Genomic DNA, 21,874 nt, shown 5'->3' with positions numbered 1-21,874 from the left:
TGTGAAAGGAAGAGTGCAGGTGAACCAATCTTATCGTGTACATGGAGATGTCATTGAAACACCGTTAAGAGGGATGGAAGTCATGTCCGTCCCTTATTTAAACAAAGGGGTTGCATTTACGAAGGAAGAGCGGGAAGAGCTTGGTTTAAAGGGGTTTTTACCGCCTAAGGTTTTAACATTAGAGGATCAGGCGAAGCGTGCCTATGAGCAGTTCAAGGCACAGCCGGATGAACTCGGGAAAAATGTGTATTTAACATCACTTCATGACAGAAACGAAGTGCTTTTTTACAAATTACTAAATGAGCACTTAGCAGAGATGCTGCCGATTGTCTACACACCGACGGTTGGAACAGCCATTCAGCGTTATAGCCATGAGTATCGAAAGCCAAGAGGCCTTTATTTATCAATTGATGATTTGGAAGGCATGGAAGAGATATTTGCCTCATACGGTGTGGATGAATCCATTGACTTAATCGTTGCGACAGATGCAGAAGGTATTTTAGGGATTGGAGACTGGGGAGTTGGCGGTATTGCCATTTCAGTCGGGAAACTTGCAGTTTATACAGCCGCAGCAGGCATTGATCCTAGCCGCGTGCTGGCTGTTGTACTAGATGCCGGGACGAATCAGGAAAGTCTCTTGAATGATCCGCTTTATGTTGGAAATCAGCATTCCCGCGTTCGCGGTGAGCGGTATGATCAGTTCATCGATCAATATGTTGAGCTTGCCCGCGCAACCTTTCCAAATGCACTTCTTCACTGGGAAGACTTTGGGACAAAAAATGCACGAGCCATATTGGAAAAATATAAGGAACAAATTTGTACATTTAATGATGACATTCAAGGGACTGGAGCTGTGTCACTTGCTGCGGTTCTGGCATGTGCAAAAGCTTCGAAGGTTCCGCTGAAAGATCACCGAATCGTCATTTTTGGAGCGGGTACGGCAGGAATTGGCATAGCGGAGCAGATCCGTGATGCGATCGTCAGGGATGGAGTCAAAGAAGAGGAATCATATGGTCGTTTCTGGTGTATTGATAAAACAGGATTGCTTACAGATGATTCACCTGACATTCAGCCATTTCAAAAGCCATATGCAAGACGTTCTGACGAAGTAAAGGATTATGCCCGCAATGGCCCTAAGCATTCCATTGATTTATTAGAGGTCGTCAAACAGGCAAAACCAACCATCTTAATTGGCACTTCGACAGTAGGAGGAGCATTTACAGAGGAAATTGTGAAAGAAATGGCGTCACACGTAGAGCGCCCAGCCATTTTACCGATGTCTAATCCGACACCTCTTTCAGAAGCAAAGCCTAAAGATCTCATTGAGTGGACAGAAGGACGCGCCCTTGTGACAACAGGAAGCCCATTTGATCCTGTCGAATATGGCGGCGTCACATATGAAATTGGGCAAGCGAATAATGCTCTTGTGTTCCCAGGGCTTGGCCTTGGAACGATTGTGTCTAAAGCACGCCTCATGACAGACAGCATGTTTGTTGCGAGTGCTGAAGCGATTGCCAGCATGGTCAATGTCGGAAAACCGGGTGCAGCAATGCTGCCAAGTGTGGATCAGCTTCGAACCGTTTCAGCGACAGTGGCTGTCCGTGTGGCGCAAGCAGCGATTGATGAAGGAATTGCAGAGGAAACACCTGAGGATCTCATTCAGGCTGTACAGGACGCTATGTGGCATCCTGTGTACAAAAAAATCAAAGCCATATAAAAAAGAAGCTTCGCAAGGATACACCTTTGCGAAGCTTTCTTTATCAAGCCACAGAATCAATGACATCCACAATCATGCCTGTTTTGGCATCAATCATGACTTCGTACTGTTCAAGCTCGCCAAATGCTGAGCGAGTAATACCAGATTTGTACACATCAATCGTTTCACCATTTACGGTATACGGTTCTGGTACAGTATAAATCCAAGAGCCATCAATCGGGCCGCGCTGTTTAAAAGCGGATTTCACAATTTTTAATGCTTTTTCAGACGAGATATACGTAGGGAAAAATACTTTCTTTGCAACAATTGCAGCGGCTACGCCAATACTCGCACCAATCAGAACATGTTTTAACTTCAACGTGCTGCACCTCCGTATTGCTGTTTTTTCCATTATACAAAACTTGTCCATTGATGTTAAGGAATCCGAATACTTGAAAGCATATTCAAAATTTCTGGAGAGATACTTGGAAAACCGAAAGAATTCTTATAGTATAAAGTGAGTGTTATTTTTATAGGAATATATATGGTCATTACATAGAAACGAGGTAAATCGTAGAATGAATGAAGAAACATTGTCGCTTTTCCGAAATTTAACAGAATTACAAGGCACCCCAGGTAATGAGCACCATGTGCGTGCTTTTATGAAAAAGGAACTTGAAAAATATTCTGACGAACTCATTCAGGATCGTCTTGGCGGTGTGTTTGGGGTACGCAAGGGACCAGAGAACGCACCTAAAATTATGGTGGCTGGTCATATGGATGAAGTGGGCTTCATGGTTTCATCCATTACAAAAAACGGGATGATACGCTTTCAAACACTCGGCGGCTGGTGGAGTCAAGTCATGCTGGCTCAGCGTGTCGACGTTCACACCGATCACGGTCCAATTCCTGGTGTCGTCTCTAGTACACCTCCTCATCTTCTAACACCAGAACAAAAAAACAAACCTGTGAAACCATCAGACATGCTCATTGATATTGGTGCGGACAGTGAAGAAGAGGCAAAAGAACTTGGCATTCGTCCAGGACAGCAAATCGTGCCTGCAACAGTCTTTACCCCGATGGCGAATCCTAAGAAGATTTTAGCGAAGGCTTGGGATAACCGCTATGGCTGCGGACTTGCGATTGAATTATTAAAAGAAATAAAAGACGAACCACTTTCATGTCATCTGTATTCAGGTGCAACGGTTCAGGAAGAAGTAGGGCTTAGAGGGGCAGAAGTAGCTGCGAATATGATTCAGCCGGATCTGTTCTTTGCTTTAGATGCAAGCCCCGCAAACGATGTGACAGGTGACAAAACCCAATTTGGCCAGCTTGGAAAAGGTGCACTTCTGCGAATTTTTGATCGAACCATGATTACGCACCGCGGGATGAGAGACTTTGTGCTCGATACGGCTGAGTCAAACAGTATTCCATACCAATATTTCGTATCACCAGGTGGTACGGATGCTGGACGTGTTCATATTTCAAACCAAGGCGTGCCTTCTGCTGTCATTGGAGTGTGCGCTCGCTACATTCACACAAGTCATTCAGTATTGCATGTGGATGACTACGCAGCGGCAAAAGAATTAATTGTCCGTCTTGTGAAAAACTGTGATCAAAGTACAGTGGATTCTATTTATCAACAGGTGTAAATATAATCAGCATGTAGACAAACCCTCGCATTCTTTGTCAGGACTGCGTTCTGGTGCTCATGAATGTTCAATTCGCTCCACTCCGGTACTCGTCCTTCCTAGAATTCAAAGGTTTTCTATCACGCTGAAAAGAAGACAAAGGGCTAAAATAAAGATCATTTTAGCCCTTTGTCAACAATCTAAGGCTGCCTCTTTTAAGAGAGCAGCCTTTTGTTATTGCTGTTCAAACACGTAAGATAACGCCTTGATTGCTTGGTTCACGGTTTCTACAGTGATATTCGCTTTATTTGATAGCTCCTTTAGTGGATGGTGCAGTTCTTTTGGACGGATCAAAATGAGAGGTTTCCCTTTCGCGATGGCAGCAGATGCATCCATTGCCGTGTTCCACTGTTTATATTTCTCACCAAAGCGGGCAATGACGACGTCTGCCTTGTTTAATAAAATCTCAGTACGAAAATTGTTCAAATCAGAAGCAGCATCATCTTTGAAAATGGCATTCGGCTGTTCACCTAAAATGTCCTCACCGATGTGATCGGAGCGGTCATGATTCTCCATTGGACCTACAAATGTCACTGGCAGTTTCAACGATTGGCTTTTCTCCTTGATTTCATCACGCCACTGGCTATGAATTTCTCCTGCTAAATAGACAGTTAATTGCATAACGATCTCCTCCTTTTGTACAAACTTAGTAAAGGTTTGCCCTGTTTCTTTTCATGTTACACAAGAAGTGCTTGATAAAGCAAAAAAAATATGATTATGATATTCATGGTAGAGACTATTTTTCATCGTAAGAATACTACATATAATGGGAAGGACAGGCCTCTTCGTCTTTCCTATGAGAAAGCAGGAAGACGACGTTGATGACTTATTTGAAAAGAAAGGGAATTTCCCTTTCGCCAAAAGTGTACTTCATTGAAGCATTATCTTATATGGCTTTAGGTCTATTTGCTACATTAGTAGTAGGTCTGATTTTAAAAACAGCAGGCGGTCTGTTATCACTTCCGCTCATTATTAAAATGGGTACACTCGCAATGGGGCTTATGGGACCAGCGATTGGGGTAGCCGTTGCGTACCGGTTACAGGCATCACCTCTGGTCATTTTTGCAAGTGTTGTCTCAGGTGCTGCAGGGGCAGAGCTTGGTGGACCTGCTGGCAGTTTTGTCGCAGCATTAATTGGTGTGGAAATTGGTAAGCTTGTCAGTGGTGAGACAAAAATTGATATCATTTTGACACCACTTGTCACCATCATCACTGGTTTTTTCACCGCTACTTTGATCGGCCCTGGGATTGAAGCTATGATGACAGGGCTTGGCAGGCTCATCATGTGGGGGACTGACCAAAGTCCGCTGATCATGGGCATGCTAGTAGCGACCATTGTTGGACTTGCCCTCAGCTCACCAATTTCAAGTGCTGCACTTGCGCTTATGCTTGACTTAAGTGGTCTTGCTGCTGGTGCTGCAACGATCGGCTGCTGCGCTCAAATGGTCGGCTTTGCCGCTGCAGGTTTTAGAGAAAATCGTTTTGGCGGACTTGCCGCTGTCGGTATTGGCACGTCAAAATTGCAGCTACCGAACATTGTGAAAAATCCCCTTATCCTTATTCCGCCGACGGTAGCGGGCCTCATTCTCGCGCCAATTGGTATTATTGGCTTTGGGATGGTCAATAATGCGGCAGGGGCAGGAATGGGAACGAGCGGTCTTGTTGGACAGCTCATGACACTAACCGTTATGGGGTTTCATCCATCCGTTTTTCTAGCGATTACTCTTTTGCATATCGTTGGCCCGGCAGTGATTAGTTTGGTAGTATCAGAATGGATGAGAAAGAAAGGCTATATACAATTCGGAGATTTAACCATACAAACTGGAGGAATGAAACATGAAAAAAATTGAATCAAACGAAGAATTACAAAAAGTGATTCAAGAAGACTTAACCGTACTGCTATTTTCAGCGGACTGGTGCCCAGACTGCACCTTTATCGAACCATTCTTGCCAGAGCTTGAAGCAAACTACCCAGAATTTGAGTACTTTTATGTGGATAGAGATCAATTTATTGATACTTGCGCAGAGTGGGAAATTTACGGCATTCCAAGCTTTTTAGTATTTAAAAATGGACAAGAGATTAACCGCTTTGTCAGCAAGGATCGTAAAACGAAGGAAGAGATTGAAGCATTTTTAACAGATTCTCTTTCTAAATAATGAAAGGAGAGTCTCAACCATGGCAAAAATGACATCAAGACAGCTTGCGAATGAACTCAAAAGCCGTCTGACAAATGACAACTGGTCACACCAGTTTGACCGAGAAAAAGATACACTTCGTATTGAAGATAAACAAACAGGTAAAGGGATCACACTAGAGCTCCCGCCGATCATTGCAAAGTGGGAAGTAAAGCCTGATGAAACATTGGACGAGATCGTCTATTATGTGAAAGAGGCGCTAAGTGCCATGAAAGGCGAAGCGCAGCACATCTCAGGAAAAGAAAAGCAAATTTATCCGGTCATTCGATCTACTTCCTTTCCCGAGGCATCAAGTGATGGCATCCCGCTCGTTTTTGATGAGCATACAGCTGAAACGAGAATCTACTATGCACTTGACCTTGGAAGCACCTACAGATTAATTGATGAAAAGATGCTTCAAAAGGAAAACTGGACAAAAGAACGAATCAAGGAAACTGCTAGCTTCAATGTCCGCTCACTTGAAACTGTAGTGAAAATGGATGAAGTGGCAGGCAACCGGTTTTATTTCTTCCGTGCGAATGACGGATATGATGCGAGCAGACTTTTAAATGAATCGATCTTACAAGAATACGCGCAAAAAATAGAAGGGCAGATGGCTATCTCTGTTCCCCATCAAGATGTATTCATTATTGCAGATGTTTGCAATGAATCAGGCTATGATATTTTAGGACAGATGTCGATGAGCTTCTTCGCCAGCGGCACGGTTCCGATTACCGCATTGTCATTTTTATATGATGAGGGTAAGCTTGAACCGATCTTTATTCTTGCTAAAAGCAGACCAAAACAGCAGTAGAAGGGAATTTTGAAGAATGAATGTTTTTTATAATGCAGAAGGTGTAGGCGACACACTCCTTATTTCATTGAAAGATGTGACGAGAGAAGAAGTAGGTCATGAGACGTTTGGAGATGTCGTAAGAATCTTCAATCAAGAAACAAAAGAAACAACAGGCTTTAATATCTTCAATGCGTCCACTTACATGAAAATTGAAGAAAACGGCTCTGTACCGCTTTCTGAAACAATTGTTCAAGATATCAACGAAATTTTAAACCGCAACGGTGTTAGTGAAACGTTGACTGTCGATCTATCACCAAAATTTGTTGTCGGTTATGTAAAGGAAAAAGAAAAGCATCCGAATGCAGATAAACTAAACATTTGTCAAGTGGATGTTGGCGATGAAACATTACAAATCGTGTGCGGTGCACCAAACGTTGATCAAGGACAATATGTCGTGGTTGCGAAGGTTGGCGCAGTGATGCCAAGCGGTTTAATCATCAAAGATGCTGAGCTAAGAGGTGTTCCATCAAGCGGAATGATTTGTTCAGCAAAAGAACTAGATCTTCCAGACGCGCCTGCTGAAAAAGGGATTCTTGTTCTAGAGGGAAGCCATCAAGCTGGCGAACCCTTTCAAGCTTAACCTCCCATAAACGGGCACATCAGAGCGAAGAATGTGTTATACCAAAAGTCACTAAGTACGTACTTAGTGACTTTTTTTCATCTACAGACAGTACAAATAGCAAGGAGCGGCACTTTTCTCGCTTTTCTGCATGAAAAAGCAATGGTATACTAAAAATCGCCCAAGAAAACGTAAGGGGAGTTAAAGTGAGTGATAAATGATGAGTTGGTTAGATAAATTTTTTAGTGTATTTTTAGGTGAAGAACAGAAAGAAGAAAAAGCTGTGAGACCTGAAGAAGGTCCAGTTGCACCAAAGCAACCAGTCTTTGAACAGCATAAAGAATATAAAAAAATTGAAGATACAAAAGTCTATTATGAATATCCGACAGGCAACTTCCGCTTTCCGCTTGTTCCAGATGAACCTCAGCGTGACGGAGTAAAGCAGGAAAGAAGACGCCCGAAGCAAGGCCAGCCATTGGCTAAGCAGAAGACCTATGAGTCAAAACAAACGGTGCAGCCTGACACCAATAAAAAGCCATTCAAACCAGAACAGATTCCATCACCAATTTATGGCTATCATCAGGATATGCGTCCAAAACGAACAGAAGCAAAAGAAGAATTATCTTCTGTTCAAATGAAAGCAGCAGAAACAGCGCAACGTGTCACCCTGTTATCAGAAGAGGCAGAGCGTGAACGAAATGTCAGACAGCAAATGAACATTCCATCAATACGGAAAGAAAATCGAATGGAAGAAACAGTTCCAGCCCCAGCAGAAGAAAGAGTGGACGTCAAAACAGACGTGACCCCGCTTACTTTGCAAGAGGAACTCGCTTATCACGATCACGTTCAATCGACGATGGAGCGTTTAAATGAAGAGCCTCTTAATCAAACAGAGGAAAAAGAGCCAGCCTTTTCTGAGCCTCAAGACCATATAGAAGCTGACTTACATAATCAGCAAGCCGAAGTATATCACGAACCGCCGGTAGAAACTGAGCCTGTACAGGATGTTTCGGGTGAAAACGAAGAAATACAAGACGAGCTGGTAGAACAGTTTGTCGACCATACTCAGGAAATAGAACCATTGACATTCGAAACAGCGGAAAACACGCATTCCGCTATTGAAATGGAAGTAGACATGCCGGCAGAAGAAGTAGAGGTACTAGACGACATCTCAGCAGAACCGGTCGAAGAAATAGAAGCTGATTCCACCTTAGACCATCAAGAAGAAGTGCCACCACCGCATGCATTGGAAGAAACTGAACCAGTTGCTGAGCATGATCTGCAAGAGGATCAAGTGTTAGAAGAAGCGGAAATAGTAGAAGATCAAGTGATGCCAATAGAACAAGAAGCAGACGAACAGACAGCTACTGAACGAGTAGAACCGGTCATAGAGCAGCAAGAAAAGCAAGAACCAGTGCATGAAGTGATGGAAGAAAAACCGAAACAGGCATCTCCTCAGCCACAACGTGCAAGCGGACAAACCTCAACGGTTCCTTTTAACGTCATGATGTTAAAAAGTGATCAGCGCGTGCAAGGACAAAAGAAAGCAGCAGATGCAAAGGGATATGTGTTTCCAAGCCTCGCCCTTTTAGACGTACCTCCAGCTCAAAAAGAAGAGGACGGGACATGGGTGAAAGAGCGGGCAGAGCTGCTCAATGCCACGCTGAAAAATTTCAATGTCAGAGCAAGTGTTGTTCATGTCACGCAAGGCCCTTCTGTGACAAGGTTTGAAGTACATCCAGAACCAGGTGTCAAAGTGAACAAAATCACGAACCTGTCAGATGATATTAAACTCAGTTTGTCCGCAAAGGATATACGAATTGAAGCACCGATTCCAGGAAAGAACACGATCGGGATTGAAGTGCCGAACCTTCACAGTAAAATGGTTTTCTTAAGAGAGATGATCAGAAGCAGTGCGTTTAGAGACAATCCATCTCCTTTAACAGCAGCACTCGGATTAGATATCTCAGGACAGCCTGTTGTTGTTGATCTGCAAAAAATGCCGCACGGCTTAATTGCTGGAGCAACAGGTTCAGGAAAAAGTGTCTGCATCAATACCATTTTAGTGAGCTTAATGTTTAAAGCATCACCAGATGAAGTGAAAATGCTGTTAATCGATCCTAAAATGGTTGAATTAGCGCCGTATAATCATATTCCGCACCTCGTGAGTCCTGTCATCACTGATGCCAAGACAGCGACAGCTGCTCTGAAATGGGTAGTAGATGAAATGGAAAGACGCTACGAGTTGTTTGCGCACTCTGGTGTGAGAGAAATTAAACGATTCAATGAGCTTGTTAAAGAAAAACAAATGGGTGAAAAATTGCCTTATCTTGTTGTAGTGATCGATGAGCTCGCTGATTTAATGATGGTCGCACCAAATGAAGTCGAAGAAAGCATTTGCCGAATTGCGCAGAAAGCAAGAGCATGCGGCATTCACTTATTGATTGCGACACAAAGACCTTCTGTTGATGTCATCACAGGTCTAATTAAAGCCAATATTCCAACAAGAATTGCTTTCTCTGTCTCAAGTCAGGTCGATTCTAGAACGATCATCGACATGGCAGGTGCAGAAAAGCTTCTCGGAAAAGGAGACATGCTCTTCTTAGAAAATGGCTCCGGCAAGCCAACGAGACTGCAAGGAAACTTTGTATCAGACCGTGAGATCGATGAAGTAGTGGCACATGTTAGAAAACAGCGGAAGCCGGTGTTCCTTTTCGAACAGGAGGAATTAATGCTCCAAGGCTCTGCGATTACAGATGAAGATGAATTGTTTATGGATGCGTGCCGTTTTGCCATTGAGCAAAATAGCGCTAGTACATCGAGTTTGCAGAGAAGATTTAGAATTGGCTACAATCGTGCTGCGAGATTGATCGACATGATGGAACGCGAGGGCATGATCTCTGGTGCAAAAGGCAGTAAGCCAAGGGAAGTCCTCATGACACTGAGTGACTTAGAACAGTTGATCTAAACAAACCACTTCATTTTTTTTATAAACATGGTATGATAGCACATAGGTGCAATTTTGGAATTGGACGCTTTTCGCATGCCTGTCAGAACGCTTTTTTATGTAAAATGAGCGAAATCAGGTGTTAGAAATAGGAAAGTTGTCGGATACTAATCATAGTTAATATTGATTAGAATAGGAAGATCGGAAAAAATTTTTATTTGGAGCTGCGATCTGTGAACCGCTAGAGGCGAAAATCACAAGTTGCAAATTGAAATGAGCGTCATATACTGTAAGTCAGATAGACGTTTGTTGGAGGTACAATTATGACTGTTTATCATTTTGTTGGAATAAAAGGGACAGGTATGAGTCCACTGGCCCAAATTCTTCATGATACTGGGTATACTGTCCAAGGATCGGATATCGAAAAACATATCTTTACACAAAAAGCATTAGAAGAACGAAATATTAAAATTCTTCCATTTGACCCAGATAATATTCAACCAGGGATGACCGTCATTGCAGGTAATGCATTTCCTGATACACATCCTGAGATTGAACGTGCCCTATCTGAAGGGATTCCTGTCATTCGTTACCATAAATTCCTTGGAGAATACATGGATTCATTCACAAACGTTGCGATTACTGGTGCTCATGGTAAAACGTCAACAACAGGACTGCTTGCCCATGTGATGCAATCAGCGAAACCAACTTCATACTTAATCGGCGATGGATCTGGTATGGGGAAAGAAAACAGCGAGTATTTTGTATTTGAAGCATGCGAATACCGTAGACACTTCCTCAGCTATCATCCAGACTATGCGATCATGACCAATATTGATTTTGATCATCCTGATTATTTCTCAGACATTGACGACGTGTTTGATGCGTTTCAAAACATGGCACTTCAAGTGAAAAAAGCCATTATCGCTTGCGGTGATGATGAGCATCTGCCTAAGATTCAAGCGAAGGTACCTGTTGTGTACTACGGTTTCAATGAAGAAAATGATTTCCAAGCACGCAATGTTGTGAAGAACACGGAAGGCACTACATTTGATGTATTTGTAAGAAATACGTTTTATGATACCTTCTATATTCCTGCCTATGGAAATCATAATGTCCTTAATTCATTAGCTGTCATTGCATTATGTCATTATGAATCCATTGATGTAGAGCTCATCAAAGGGGCGCTAACGACATTTGGTGGTGTGAAACGCCGCTTCAATGAAAAAGTAGTCGGTGAGCAGGTTTTAATTGATGACTATGCCCATCACCCAACGGAGATTGAAGTCACAATTGAAGCAGCACGCCAAAAGTACCCAGACCGTGAGATTGTCGCTGTCTTCCAGCCGCATACCTTCACACGTACACAGCAATTCTTAAGTGAATTTGCTGACAGTCTGAAAAAAGCGGACTATGTATACCTATGCGATATTTTCGGTTCAGCCCGTGAAAACATTGGGAAACTGAGCATCGAAGATTTACGTGAGAAAATCCCGCAGGCCCAATTGATTGCAGAAGAAGATACATCTGTGCTGAAAGCGCACAAAGATGGAATTCTGATCTTTATGGGAGCAGGAGACATTCAAAAATATTTGCGTGCTTATGAAAAAGTCGCTGTATAAATACTTAAACAAAAAGTGCCGTTTTGATCGGCACTTTTTTATTTTGAATAAAATGTGACAAAGGAGCTAATTATGTCACCATCTGCCGCTTTTTTTCGTTCGCTGTGGACAGGAATCAGCGAATAAGTGTAGAATTATTATTCAATCGGTCATTCTAGGCGAGGTTTGAATGATACAACGAGAGGGTAATGAATTGAATATGCCCGCAGCAAAGGAGGTATCAGATGATTATTATTCTATATCTAAGCGTTGCACTGATCGCAATAGCTTTCCTCATTCTTGTCATCTACTTGTCCAAAACATTAAAATCCTTACAGCTGACATTAAAGAATGTCGCATCAACTTTAGAAGGTCTTGAAGGTCAGATGCAAGGGATCACCACAGAGACAGCACAGTTGCTACATAAGACGAATCAGCTTGCTGAAGATATCCAAGACAAATCAGCAAAACTAGGCACAGTTGTGGATGCGGTGCAGGGAATTGGCGGCTCGATCAACCAATTTAATACAAGCATAAAGCAGGCAGCTGGTGCGGTTTCTTCATCCGTTGAACGAAATCAAGAAAAAGTCACGGATGTCGTAAGCTGGAGTAACGCAGCACTTGAAATTTATAAAAAATGGAAACAACGAAAACACCAAAAATAAACCATTTTCGCATAGGAGGAATAATCATGAGCAAAGACGGAATCAATAGCAAAGACTTTTTGATCGGAACACTTATTGGTGGAATTGTGGGTGCAACAACAGCTTTATTTTTAGCACCGAAGTCAGGGAAAGAGCTTCGCGATGATTTGAACACCCAAGCGAATGTTTTAAAAGAAAAAACAGATCGACTTACAACAGATGCAAAAGAAAGAGGCACTGAATATGTGACGATTGCGAAAGATAAAACGTCTGAATTGTCTCAACTAGTGGCAGAACAATCAAACCAAATTTTAGACAAAGTGAAAGACATAAAAGAACGTGCAGCTGGAAAAGCTAATCATGTGAAAAATGAAGCAGAGAATGCGGCAGCTGACCTAGCAAGTGAAGCATCAGATGTAGCAGATGAAGCAAAAGTACGAGCACAAGAAGCGAAATCTGAAATTGAAGATGGCATTAAAGATGTTAAAGAAAAAGTAGAACAATCGACTAAAGGCTAACTCTTACTGCACAGAGTGAAGAAGGAGAACATCATGTCAAAACAACTCATTGAAACAGAAGAACAGTTTGATCAACTAACGAATCAAGATGGGACCTTTGTCTTTTTTAAGCACAGTTTGACATGTCCGATCAGTCAAGCGGCTTTTCAAGAGTTTGAAGCATTTGCCTCTGCACATGAAGACGTGCCAACTTATTTCTTGCAGATTCAAAACACAAGAGAGCTTTCATCCTATGTGACAGAAAAGTCGGGGGTAAAGCACGAAAGTCCTCAGGCACTTGTCTTTAGCGGTGGAAAAGTAAAATGGCATGCATCCCACTCAAGCATTACAAAAGAAGCGCTTGAACATAATGTGTAAAAGAAACGTCAGCAATTGCTGACGTTTTTTTTATAAAAAAAGGTTTACTTCAATCAAAACTATGCTATAATCTTACACATAATACTTTATCGCTTAAAAGCGTTTGGGTAATAAAGAAAATTTTCGTGACAATTCCGAAATCTTTGTTTATAATAAACCCTATCATGAGAGAATGAAATAATAAAAAGCGAGAGCGGGCAGAGGAAAGGATGACAAAAATGAGCAACAATGAACTAGAACAATTGAGACAGCAAGCAGATGAACTAAATCTTCAAATTTTAAAACTGATCAATGAAAGAGGAAACATTGTAAAAGAAATTGGTAAAGCGAAAGAAGCGCAAGGTGTCAACCGTTATGATCCTGTCAGAGAGCGCACAATGCTAAACCAAATTCTTGAAGAAAATGATGGACCATTCGAAAACTCAACGATTCAGCATATTTTCAAAGAGATTTTCAAAGCAGGTCTAGAGCTTCAAGAAGATGATCACAGCAAAGCACTTCTTGTTTCTCGTAAGAAAAAACCTGAAAATACAATTGTCAATATCAATGGAGAAGCGATCGGAGATGGGAAACAGCGCTTCATCGTTGGACCATGTGCTGTTGAAAGCTACGAGCAAGTCGCAGAAGTGGCGGCAGCAGCGAAACAGCAAGGACTAAAATTACTTCGCGGAGGAGCATTTAAACCTCGCACAAGTCCATACGACTTCCAAGGACTTGGTGTAGACGGTCTAAAAATTCTCAAGCGTGTAGCAGATGAATACGGTCTTGCTGTCATCAGTGAAATCGTCAATCCTGCTCACATTCAAGAAGCGATTGAGCATATCGATGTCATCCAAATCGGTGCACGAAACATGCAAAACTTCGAACTTTTAAAAGAAGCTGGATCTGTGAACAAACCTGTTCTTTTAAAACGTGGTCTTGCAGCGACGATTTCAGAATTCATCAATGCAGCTGAATACATCATCGCCCAAGGAAATGATCAAATCATCCTTTGCGAGCGTGGTATCCGCACATACGAAACAGCAACAAGAAATACGCTAGATATTTCTGCTGTGCCAATCTTGAAACAAGAGACACATTTACCAGTCTTCGTTGATGTGACGCACTCAACTGGACGTAGAGACCTTCTCCTTCCAACAGCGAAAGCAGCTCTTGCGATTGGAGCAGACGGTGTTATGGCAGAAGTGCATCCAGATCCATCTGTTGCTTTATCTGACTCAGCACAGCAAATGGACATTCCTCAATTCGAAAAATGGTTAGATGCGTTAAGACCACTTGTTAACATTCACGCATAATCATAGATCAAAATGCCGCCGGATGACTGCCCGGCGGTTTTTCTATGGAGTAAATAGGATAAAGATTTGGGGATGAAAGGAAAAGAGCACATTGCAAGCCTCAAACGGGCTTGTTCACAATGTTTTCATTTTTAAAATTCAATAGAATCTGCTAAGATCATTGTCATAGCTGACGTTCTCGACAGTTCTTTATGAAATATGATTCGATTTACAGGTAACAAGCTCATTAAAGTTTGTTTAATTTAGTTATAAAAAGAAAGGGAACGTTTTCATATGATGAAAAAACGTGTATAATTTCATAAAAGAATGTCATTTTGATGTAGATTGAAAAATTATGTGTCTCTTTTCATCGTTTTAATGACAAATAGGATATTATTTTCCTCGTATCTGACATGTCTCTATCCAATTGGTGAATGCTATAGATATGAAGTGTATTTGAAGGAGTGATTTATGTGAATAATGTTACAATATATGATGTAGCAAGAGAAGCAAATGTAAGTATGGCAACGGTATCACGCGTAGTGAATGGGAATCCGAATGTAAAACCAACAACAAGAAAAAAGGTACTTGAAGCGATTGATCGTCTTGGCTACCGCCCGAATGCTGTGGCACGAGGCCTTGCAAGTAAAAAAACAACAACGGTTGGGGTCATCATCCCTGATATTTCTAGTATCTTCTATTCAGAGCTTGCTCGCGGAATTGAAGATATCGCCACAATGTATAAGTACAACATCATTTTGAGCAACTCAGATCAAAATACCGATAAAGAGCTTCATCTATTAAATACAATGCTAGGTAAACAAGTAGATGGGATTGTCTTTATGGGTGGAAACATCACAGATGTGCTTGTTGAAGAATTTAAGCGCTCTCCTGTGCCAATTGTTCTTGCAGCCTCTGTTGAAGAGCAGGCTCAAACACCATCTGTCAACATCAACTACGAGCAAGCGATTTATGATTCCGTTCAGCTTTTAGTTGAAAAAGGACATAAGCGAATTGCCTTCGTATCTGGCCCAATGTCAGAACCGATTAACTCTATGAGAAAGCTAGCAGGTTATAAGCGTGCGCTTGAAGAAGCGGGCATCGCATTTGATGATGCGCTCGTCGCTGAAGGCGATTACTCGTATGATTCTGGAATTGAATCACTTGCTCATCTACTTGAGCAGTCTGACAACCCGACAGCTGTTATTGCGGCTACAGATGAAATGGCGTTAGGTGTCATTCATGGAGCACAAGATAGAGGCGTATCGATTCCTGAGGATTTAGAAGTGATTGGCTTTGATAACACGAGACTTTCTCTCATGGTGCGTCCTCAACTGACAACAGTTGTTCAGCCGACATATGATATTGGTGCTGTCGCAATGAGACTGCTGACAAAGCTGATGAACAAAGAACAAGTGGATGACCAAATTGTGGAGCTTCCACACCGAATTGAAGAAAGACAATCAACAAAATAAAACGAAAAAGCAGGCTTACACATGAGTGAATGCCTGCTTTTCTTATGCCTTTTTCTTTTCTCGTCTAACGGGCATCAGTGCTTTTTCTACAGTTTGAGCATTTTTTTCTGTGATTTCTGCTTTTCTTGGGATGGGTGGATATAAATCGTCAGGATCTCCCCATGTGGATGGCAGGGTGACAGGCGATTGTTTATGCCAAGCTTGAACCCAGTCCTGAGGCAGTTCATCAGGCGGTGTCATGCCTTTCATTTCAAGCCAAATCCTGCTCCACGCCCTTGGCACAACCCGCCAAATATCGTATCCTCCTCCGCCGACAGCGATCCATTTGCCATCACAATATTGATGCGCTAACTCATGGGCAAGTCTAGGAATTTCCTCATATATTTTCATGGTGGCAGATAAATGAGTTAACGGATCATAGTAGTGTGCATCTGCACCATTTTGCGTCAAAATCACATCTGGTTTAAAAAAAGCAGCAATTTCAGTCACTGCTGTTCGGTATGCTTCAAGGAACGATTCATCTTCTGTAAATGCATCAAGTGGAATGTTGTAGGCGTACCCATAGCCCTTATCGTGACCTCTTTCCTGTACTTGTCCAGTTCCAGGGAACAAATAGCGTCCCGTTTCATGAAGTGAGACCGTACAAACCTCAGGGTCGTCATAAAAGCTGAATTGTACACCATCTCCGTGATGGGCATCCGTATCAATATATAAAATTCTTGCGCCGTATGTTTTTTGAATATATTGAATCGCCACTGAGCTGTCATTATAAATACAGAAGCCAGATGCCCGCCCTTTAAACCCGTGATGAAGTCCACCGCCAAGATTCAGTGCATGCTGCGAGTGTCCCATCATGACTTGGTCAACGGCTGTGAGTGTCCCTCCAACAAGGAGAGAAGCTGCCTCATGCATACCTGCAAACATCGGTGTATCCTCGGTGCCAAGACCGTAGCGCTCCCCCTCTGCTGTAGAGAGCTTTCCTTCACTAGCCCGCTGCACAGCTTGAATATAATCGGCTGTATGAACGAGCTTTAATTCCTCAAGGGTCGCCATACGCGGTGCGATGATCTCATCATCTGTTAACGCCTTCATTTTTTGAAGTAAGTCATATGTTAAGTAGACACGAAGCTGATTGAAGGGATGATCTTGGTGAAACTGGTACGTTTGAAAAGAGGGTGAAAAAACAAAGGTCGCTTCCTTCATTTGATCGTCTGCTCCATAGGCCACAGCACCTTATAGCCTTTTGCGCGAATCAGCTTCGTCACATGATCTGCATGCATGGTTTGAAGGCGGAAGACGAGTACTTTAGAAGATTCATTTGCATGCGGATACACAAGCACACTCAGCATTTGAATATGCTGCTCCTTTAAAATAGCCGTGATGTCTGCAAGACCTTCTGTCATTTGGTCCACTTCAACCTCTAAGTGCGACCCAGGCTGATCTGCACCTGTCAGTCTGACAAACGTACGAAGCAAATCAGTCTTTGTGATAATGCCTACAAGTTTGCCGCGTCTCACCACTGGAAGGCAGCCAATTCCATGTTCAAAAAAGACACTTGAAATCTCTTCAACGAAATCAAGCGGATGAGCAGTAATTGTCTCTAATACCATGATCTCTTCAACAGGCCGCTGAATAAAGAGCTGTCTTTTTTCTGTTTCAAATATACTTGGACTGGCATTTTTAATATCTCGATCTGTCACCATCCCAATGACAGAACCTTGATCAGATACGATCGGAATATGCCGAATGTGATGTGTACTCATTTTTTTGATGGCTTCTTCAATCGTATCGGTTTTTCGCAGCGTGATCACATCACGCTCCATTATTTGTTCAATCATCATTGTTTACCAATCCCCTTTGCCAAAAAAACGAATTGAACGTTAATACATAAAGCGCTGATGGAAGCGAAGACGATCGAAACGCTCAATCGAATCAGGACTCACATTTTTCCCGATTCTGGCCATTAAACAATTGGCTGGATGTGAGCTGATCTCTGGCTCGTCTGTTGCAAACCAAACAAGACCGCCTGCGTTCATCATTTTCTCCATCATCTTGCGGTACTCCCACACGTTTTTCTTTGTCCCCTTTAAATCCCAATGCCAGTAATATTCAGTTGTAATGACGATATAATTCTCCATTTGCTCATCCATCATGCTCACATCAAGTAAATGCTTGCCAAGTGAGCAGCCTCTAAATGGAGGAGCGACTTCAATCGCGCCAAGCTCGATTAAATTGTCCATGTTGCCCTCTGACCAGCGCTCAAGCGGATCAGGATATAAATACGTGACATAGCCGACAACAAGCTCATCCACTCGTGCAATGATAATACGTCCTTCTGGAAGGTCTGCTATTTCAACAAGTGCTTGTTTCTGTTCCTCTGGCGTGCGAAATGCCGTTAGTCCTTCATGAAACGTATAGTTCGCAAGCTCTGATGCAGGTACCGGACCTTCAATAAGGACGGAACCTGTTTCTCGCTCAATGATTTTTGAATAATAAGTTTTAGGATGCTCCACGTATCCACCGCCTCAAATTCTAGTGAGTCGTCTCTATTTTATCTTAAAACCTGCAAGAATTAAAACGGTTTCACAATAAGTTTTTTAAAAATTGAGAAAAAAAGTCATCTATACTATAATGGTCATTGTAAACGTATGCAAAGGGGGACTGTTTGATGAAAGTGGAAACGCTACCATCAGTAAAAGGGGACTATCATTTAAATGATTATGAGCAGGCATACAAAGAATTTTCATGGGAAGAAGCAAGAAAAAACTTCTCATGGTATGAAACAGGAAACATAAATGCAGCCTATGAAGCGATTGACAGACATGCGGACTCGTTTCGCAAGAACAAGGTGGCGCTTCACTACAAAGATTCACAGCGGGATGAAAAGTATACGTTCAGAGACATGAAAATCAACACAAATAAAGCGGGCAATCTGTTCAGAGAAAAGGCACATGTGCAAAAAGGGGATCGCATATTTATTTTTATGCCTAGATCACCTGAGCTCTATTTTCTTCTGCTTGGCGCCGTTAAAATTGGTGCGATCGTTGGTCCGTTATTTGAGGCATTTATGGAAGGTGCGGTCAAAGACCGTTTAGAAAATAGCGAGGCGAAGGTCATTGTGACAACGCCGGATTTGCTTGAGCGAATTCCATTTGCAGAGCTTCCGAAGCTTGAATCTGTCATCATTGTCGGCGGTGAAAACGAAGAAGTCGATGGCGTCCGGACAATTCACTATGAAAAGGCGTTTGAGGAGGCAGCAAAGGACCTTGAAATCGAATGGATGGATGAAAAAGACGGCTTTCTGCTTCATTACACGTCAGGGTCGACAGGTACGCCAAAAGGTGTGCTACATGTCCATGGTGCAATGGTGCAGCAGGATCAGACCGGTAAATGGGTGCTTGATCTGAAGGAAGATGACGTCTACTGGTGTACAGCTGACCCGGGCTGGGTAACAGGCACAGTGTACGGCATTTTTTCACCGTGGTTAAATGGGGCGACGAATGTCATTTTGGGCGGCAGATTTAATCCTGATACGTGGTATGAAACGATTGAATCACTAGGTGTGACCGTTTGGTATAGTGCACCGACCGCCTTTAGAATGCTAATGGGGGCAGGAGATGACCTCATTCAAAAATATGATCTCAGTTCGCTTCGTCATGTGTTAAGTGTAGGTGAGCCTCTGAATCCAGAAGTTATACGCTGGGGAGACGCTGTATTTGGCAAACGAATTCATGACACTTGGTGGATGACGGAAACCGGCGCACAGCTGATTTGCAATTATCCATGTATGGACATTAAACCAGGTTCAATGGGGAAACCGATTCCAGGCGTAGAAGCTGCGATTGTGGATAATGCCGGAAATGAACTTCCGCCATATCGGATGGGCAACCTCGCCATCAAAAAAGGCTGGCCGTCTATGATGCATACGATCTGGAACAATCCTGAAAAATATGAATCTTACTTTATGCCGGGAGATTGGTATGTTTCAGGAGATTCAGCTTATATGGACGAAGACGGATACTTTTGGTTCCAGGGACGTGTCGATGATGTGATCATGACATCAGGAGAGCGGGTTGGTCCTTTTGAGGTGGAAAGCAAATTGGTTGAACATCCGGCGATTGCAGAGGCTGGCGTCATTGGGAAACCAGATCCGGTCCGCGGGGAAATTATTAAAGCATTCATTGCGCTTAGAAGCGGATATGAGCCGACAGATGAACTCAAGGAAGAGATTCGTACGTTTGTGAAAAAAGGACTCGCTGCACATGCGGCACCGAGAGAAATCGAGTTTAAAGACAAACTGCCTAAAACGCGAAGCGGAAAAATTATGAGACGTGTGCTAAAGGCGTGGGAACTGAATTTACCAGCTGGCGACCTATCGACAATGGAAGATTAATTTTTTCATCAGTTGACTTGATATCAAAAATATGTTTAAAATGACATTAGTTGAATATATAAAGGTTTTGACTGAGATTCAGTAGAATCATCTTTCCCTGTCCAAGAGAGCTGACGGTTGGTGCGAGTCAGTACAAAGAGATATTCGAATTACCCTCACGAACCGCTTTTACGAAAAGGAGCATGCATGCTGTCCTGATTAGTGAAAGAACGGATTTGTCCGTTATCAGTGTAAGTGAAAAGACGTGATGTATTGTCTTTTAAGCAGGGTGGTACCGCGATATATATCGTCCCTTCGTTCATTCGAAGGGGCGTTTTTTATGTTGAATTGTAAAAAAGGAGAATGAGATATGAGTCAATTGATGGAAGAGTTATCGTTTAGAGGATTAATTCAGCAACAAACAGATGAAGAAGGTTTAACTAAATTATTAGCAGAAGAAAAAATCAAGCTTTACTCCGGCTTTGACCCGACAGCGGACAGCTTACACATTGGTCACCTATTGCCAATTTTAACATTACGCAGATTCCAGGAAGCAGGCCATCACCCTATTGCTCTTGTTGGCGGGGCAACTGGACTAATCGGCGACCCTAGCTTCAAAAAAGCAGAACGTTCACTAAACCCAGCAGAAATTGTTGAACAGTGGTCAGATAAAATCAAAGGACAGCTTTCTCAATTTCTTGATTTTGAAGCAGGTGAGAACCCAGCTGTTATCGTGAATAACTACGACTGGATCAGCCAAATGAATGTGATCACGTTCCTTCGTGATATTGGAAAAAACTTTGGCGTGAACTTCATGCTGGCAAAAGATATCGTCAGCTCTCGGATTGAAACAGGCATTTCGTACACAGAGTTCAGCTACGTCATCCTGCAATCTTTAGACTTCTTAAACCTTTACAGAAATGAAAATTGTAAGCTGCAAATTGGTGGAAGCGACCAGTGGGGAAATATCACATCTGGACTTGAGCTGATCCGTAAGTCTGAAGCAGAAGGGGCAAAAGCATTCGGTTTAACGATGCCGCTTGTCACGAAAGCAGACGGTACGAAGTTTGGTAAAACAGAAGGCGGCGCCATCTGGTTAGATAAAGAAAAAACATCTCCATATGAGTTCTACCAATTCTGGATCAACACAGATGACCGTGACGTCGTGAAATACTTAAAATACTTTACGTTCTTATCGAAAGAAGAGATCGCATCGTACGAAGAAAAAGTGCAAACAGCGCCTGAAAAACGTGAAGCACAGCGCCGTCTAGCAGAGGAAGTCACGACACTCGTACATGGCCGTGAATCACTAGAACAGGCAGTCAACATCTCAAATGCACTATTCAAAGGTGAGATTAAATCTCTTTCAGCCGAAGAAGTCAAAGTAGGCTTTAAAGATGTACCATCAATGGAGAAAAGCAGCACAGAAGAATTAACACTTGTTGATCTTCTTGTGGAATCAAAGCTGTCACCATCAAAACGCCAAGCACGTGAAGACATCACGAATGGCGCAGTTTCCATCAACGGAGAGAGACAAACCGATAAAGACTACGTCCTTTCAGCTGAAGATAGAATTGAAAACCAATTTACCGTCTTAAGAAGAGGGAAAAAGAAATATTTCCTTGTGACGTATAAATAAATTCTTATGAAACAGTAAGCATCATGAAAAGCACCTCAAATGTTCGTATACATTGAGGTGCTTTTCTTTT

20 protein-coding genes and 1 other annotated feature are annotated in these 21,874 nt (G+C 42.5%); of the genes, 15 read left to right on the top strand and 5 right to left on the bottom strand.

Annotation, left to right across the window (positions count from 1 at the left end):
* Window positions 1-19 precede the first annotated feature (19 nt).
* Entirely contained in the window at window positions 20-1,717 is a 1,698-nt protein-coding gene (locus MKX52_RS13245) for an NAD-dependent malic enzyme (RefSeq protein ID WP_119125248.1), read from the top strand.
* A 43-nt stretch (window positions 1,718-1,760) separates the two neighbouring features.
* On the opposite strand, the gene MKX52_RS13240 is transcribed toward MKX52_RS13245, so the two are convergent.
* Entirely contained in the window at window positions 1,761-2,075 is a 315-nt protein-coding gene (locus MKX52_RS13240; protein WP_003217759.1) for a PepSY domain-containing protein, read from the bottom strand.
* Window positions 2,076-2,274: 199 nt separating this feature from the next.
* On the opposite strand from MKX52_RS13240, the gene MKX52_RS13235 reads away from it, so the two are divergent.
* On the top strand, window positions 2,275-3,348 hold the full coding sequence (locus MKX52_RS13235) for a M42 family metallopeptidase (protein WP_342490841.1): 1,074 nt from the start codon (window positions 2,275-2,277) through the stop codon (window positions 3,346-3,348).
* 213 nt (window positions 3,349-3,561) lie between these two features.
* Here MKX52_RS13235 and MKX52_RS13230 read toward each other — a convergent pair whose 3' ends face one another.
* Complete coding sequence (locus MKX52_RS13230) at window positions 3,562-4,008, bottom strand: YtoQ family protein (protein WP_003217634.1); 447 nt, start codon at window positions 4,006-4,008, stop codon at window positions 3,562-3,564.
* 200 nt (window positions 4,009-4,208) lie between these two features.
* Between MKX52_RS13230 and MKX52_RS13225 the strand changes: the two genes are divergently transcribed.
* The 11 genes from MKX52_RS13225 to ccpA all read left to right on the top strand — a co-directional run bounded on the left by MKX52_RS13225 (window position 4,209) and on the right by ccpA (window position 15,793).
* The gene (locus tag MKX52_RS13225) at window positions 4,209-5,237 is read left to right on the top strand and encodes a PTS sugar transporter subunit IIC (RefSeq protein ID WP_012010924.1); all 1,029 of its coding nucleotides are present in this window, start codon (window positions 4,209-4,211) and stop codon (window positions 5,235-5,237) included.
* Window positions 5,224-5,544 carry a thioredoxin family protein gene (locus MKX52_RS13220; RefSeq protein WP_003217665.1) on the top strand — a complete coding sequence of 107 codons (321 nt, stop codon included), beginning with the start codon at window positions 5,224-5,226 and terminating at the stop codon, window positions 5,542-5,544. The genes MKX52_RS13225 and MKX52_RS13220 overlap by 14 nt, the downstream gene beginning before the upstream one ends.
* A gap of 19 nt (window positions 5,545-5,563) precedes the next feature.
* Window positions 5,564-6,376, top strand: a complete 813-nt coding sequence (locus tag MKX52_RS13215) for a DUF1444 domain-containing protein (RefSeq protein ID WP_342490840.1) — start codon at window positions 5,564-5,566, stop codon at window positions 6,374-6,376.
* 16 nt (window positions 6,377-6,392) lie between these two features.
* Window positions 6,393-6,998 (top strand): YtpR family tRNA-binding protein, encoded by a 606-nt coding sequence (gene ytpR, locus MKX52_RS13210; protein ID WP_088003557.1) that lies wholly within the window; start codon window positions 6,393-6,395, stop codon window positions 6,996-6,998.
* 196 nt (window positions 6,999-7,194) lie between these two features.
* Window positions 7,195-9,945, top strand: coding sequence for a DNA translocase FtsK (locus tag MKX52_RS13205; protein WP_088003560.1), 2,751 nt, complete (start codon window positions 7,195-7,197; stop codon window positions 9,943-9,945).
* Window positions 9,946-10,247: 302 nt separating this feature from the next.
* Window positions 10,248-11,546 (top strand): UDP-N-acetylmuramate--L-alanine ligase, encoded by a 1,299-nt coding sequence (gene murC, locus MKX52_RS13200; protein WP_119125244.1) that lies wholly within the window; start codon window positions 10,248-10,250, stop codon window positions 11,544-11,546.
* Between the two features lie 224 nt (window positions 11,547-11,770).
* Entirely contained in the window at window positions 11,771-12,190 is a 420-nt protein-coding gene (locus MKX52_RS13195; protein WP_012010919.1) for a DUF948 domain-containing protein, read from the top strand.
* Window positions 12,191-12,216: 26 nt separating this feature from the next.
* A complete protein-coding gene (locus MKX52_RS13190) occupies window positions 12,217-12,687 on the top strand; it encodes a YtxH domain-containing protein (protein WP_012010918.1) in 471 nt (156 codons plus the stop codon).
* A 33-nt stretch (window positions 12,688-12,720) separates the two neighbouring features.
* Window positions 12,721-13,044, top strand: a complete 324-nt coding sequence (gene ytxJ / locus MKX52_RS13185; RefSeq protein WP_003217729.1) for a bacillithiol system redox-active protein YtxJ — start codon at window positions 12,721-12,723, stop codon at window positions 13,042-13,044.
* Between the two features lie 218 nt (window positions 13,045-13,262).
* Complete coding sequence (locus tag MKX52_RS13180) at window positions 13,263-14,339, top strand: bifunctional 3-deoxy-7-phosphoheptulonate synthase/chorismate mutase (protein WP_012010915.1); 1,077 nt, start codon at window positions 13,263-13,265, stop codon at window positions 14,337-14,339.
* 452 nt (window positions 14,340-14,791) lie between these two features.
* Complete coding sequence (ccpA, locus tag MKX52_RS13175) at window positions 14,792-15,793, top strand: catabolite control protein A (protein WP_342490839.1); 1,002 nt, start codon at window positions 14,792-14,794, stop codon at window positions 15,791-15,793.
* A 42-nt stretch (window positions 15,794-15,835) separates the two neighbouring features.
* On the opposite strand, the gene MKX52_RS13170 is transcribed toward ccpA, so the two are convergent.
* Genes MKX52_RS13170 through MKX52_RS13160 form a run of 3 tightly spaced genes read right to left on the bottom strand, consistent with a single transcriptional unit; the run spans window position 15,836 to window position 18,306 of the window.
* Window positions 15,836-16,996 (bottom strand): acetoin utilization protein AcuC, encoded by a 1,161-nt coding sequence (locus MKX52_RS13170; protein ID WP_342490838.1) that lies wholly within the window; start codon window positions 16,994-16,996, stop codon window positions 15,836-15,838.
* Window positions 16,993-17,634 carry a CBS and ACT domain-containing protein gene (locus MKX52_RS13165; RefSeq protein WP_012010912.1) on the bottom strand — a complete coding sequence of 214 codons (642 nt, stop codon included), beginning with the start codon at window positions 17,632-17,634 and terminating at the stop codon, window positions 16,993-16,995. The genes MKX52_RS13170 and MKX52_RS13165 overlap by 4 nt, the downstream gene beginning before the upstream one ends.
* Before the next feature lie 39 nt (window positions 17,635-17,673).
* Complete coding sequence (locus MKX52_RS13160; RefSeq protein WP_144455520.1) at window positions 17,674-18,306, bottom strand: GNAT family N-acetyltransferase; 633 nt, start codon at window positions 18,304-18,306, stop codon at window positions 17,674-17,676.
* Window positions 18,307-18,461: 155 nt separating this feature from the next.
* Here MKX52_RS13160 and acsA point away from each other — a divergent pair, with 155 nt between their 5' ends.
* Both acsA and tyrS read left to right on the top strand, forming a co-directional pair.
* On the top strand, window positions 18,462-20,186 hold the full coding sequence (acsA, locus tag MKX52_RS13155) for an acetate--CoA ligase (RefSeq protein ID WP_342490837.1): 1,725 nt from the start codon (window positions 18,462-18,464) through the stop codon (window positions 20,184-20,186).
* 58 nt (window positions 20,187-20,244) lie between these two features.
* Window positions 20,245-20,483: a binding site (T-box leader), on the top strand.
* 52 nt (window positions 20,484-20,535) lie between these two features.
* Window positions 20,536-21,804 carry a tyrosine--tRNA ligase gene (gene tyrS / locus MKX52_RS13150; RefSeq protein WP_088003573.1) on the top strand — a complete coding sequence of 423 codons (1,269 nt, stop codon included), beginning with the start codon at window positions 20,536-20,538 and terminating at the stop codon, window positions 21,802-21,804.
* Window positions 21,805-21,874 lie beyond the last annotated feature (70 nt).

This window comes from Bacillus sp. FSL R5-0422 (assembly GCF_038610765.1).
Lineage (GTDB): Bacteria > Bacillota > Bacilli > Bacillales > Bacillaceae > Bacillus > Bacillus pumilus_O.
The sequence above is the reverse complement of the archived record's forward strand: the minus strand, read 5'-3'. Positions and strand labels throughout refer to the sequence as shown.

Excerpts from the sequence above, each read along its gene's own strand:
- tyrS (WP_088003573.1), top strand. The coding sequence starts at position 20,536 with ATGAGTCAATTGATGGAAGAGTTATCGTTTAGAGGATTAATTCAGCAA.
- murC (WP_119125244.1), top strand. The coding sequence starts at position 10,248 with ATGACTGTTTATCATTTTGTTGGAATAAAAGGGACAGGTATGAGTCCA.
- MKX52_RS13190 (WP_012010918.1), top strand. The coding sequence starts at position 12,217 with ATGAGCAAAGACGGAATCAATAGCAAAGACTTTTTGATCGGAACACTT.
- MKX52_RS13220 (WP_003217665.1), top strand. The coding sequence starts at position 5,224 with ATGAAAAAAATTGAATCAAACGAAGAATTACAAAAAGTGATTCAAGAA.
- MKX52_RS13180 (WP_012010915.1), top strand. The coding sequence starts at position 13,263 with ATGAGCAACAATGAACTAGAACAATTGAGACAGCAAGCAGATGAACTA.
- MKX52_RS13170 (WP_342490838.1), bottom strand. The coding sequence starts at position 16,996 with ATGAAGGAAGCGACCTTTGTTTTTTCACCCTCTTTTCAAACGTACCAG.
- MKX52_RS13215 (WP_342490840.1), top strand. The coding sequence starts at position 5,564 with ATGGCAAAAATGACATCAAGACAGCTTGCGAATGAACTCAAAAGCCGT.
- ytxJ (WP_003217729.1), top strand. The coding sequence starts at position 12,721 with ATGTCAAAACAACTCATTGAAACAGAAGAACAGTTTGATCAACTAACG.
- MKX52_RS13235 (WP_342490841.1), top strand. The coding sequence starts at position 2,275 with ATGAATGAAGAAACATTGTCGCTTTTCCGAAATTTAACAGAATTACAA.
- MKX52_RS13195 (WP_012010919.1), top strand. The coding sequence starts at position 11,771 with ATGATTATTATTCTATATCTAAGCGTTGCACTGATCGCAATAGCTTTC.
- ytpR (WP_088003557.1), top strand. The coding sequence starts at position 6,393 with ATGAATGTTTTTTATAATGCAGAAGGTGTAGGCGACACACTCCTTATT.
- MKX52_RS13165 (WP_012010912.1), bottom strand. The coding sequence starts at position 17,634 with ATGATGATTGAACAAATAATGGAGCGTGATGTGATCACGCTGCGAAAA.
- MKX52_RS13230 (WP_003217634.1), bottom strand. The coding sequence starts at position 4,008 with ATGCAATTAACTGTCTATTTAGCAGGAGAAATTCATAGCCAGTGGCGT.
- MKX52_RS13225 (WP_012010924.1), top strand. The coding sequence starts at position 4,209 with ATGACTTATTTGAAAAGAAAGGGAATTTCCCTTTCGCCAAAAGTGTAC.
- MKX52_RS13205 (WP_088003560.1), top strand. The coding sequence starts at position 7,195 with ATGATGAGTTGGTTAGATAAATTTTTTAGTGTATTTTTAGGTGAAGAA.
- acsA (WP_342490837.1), top strand. The coding sequence starts at position 18,462 with ATGAAAGTGGAAACGCTACCATCAGTAAAAGGGGACTATCATTTAAAT.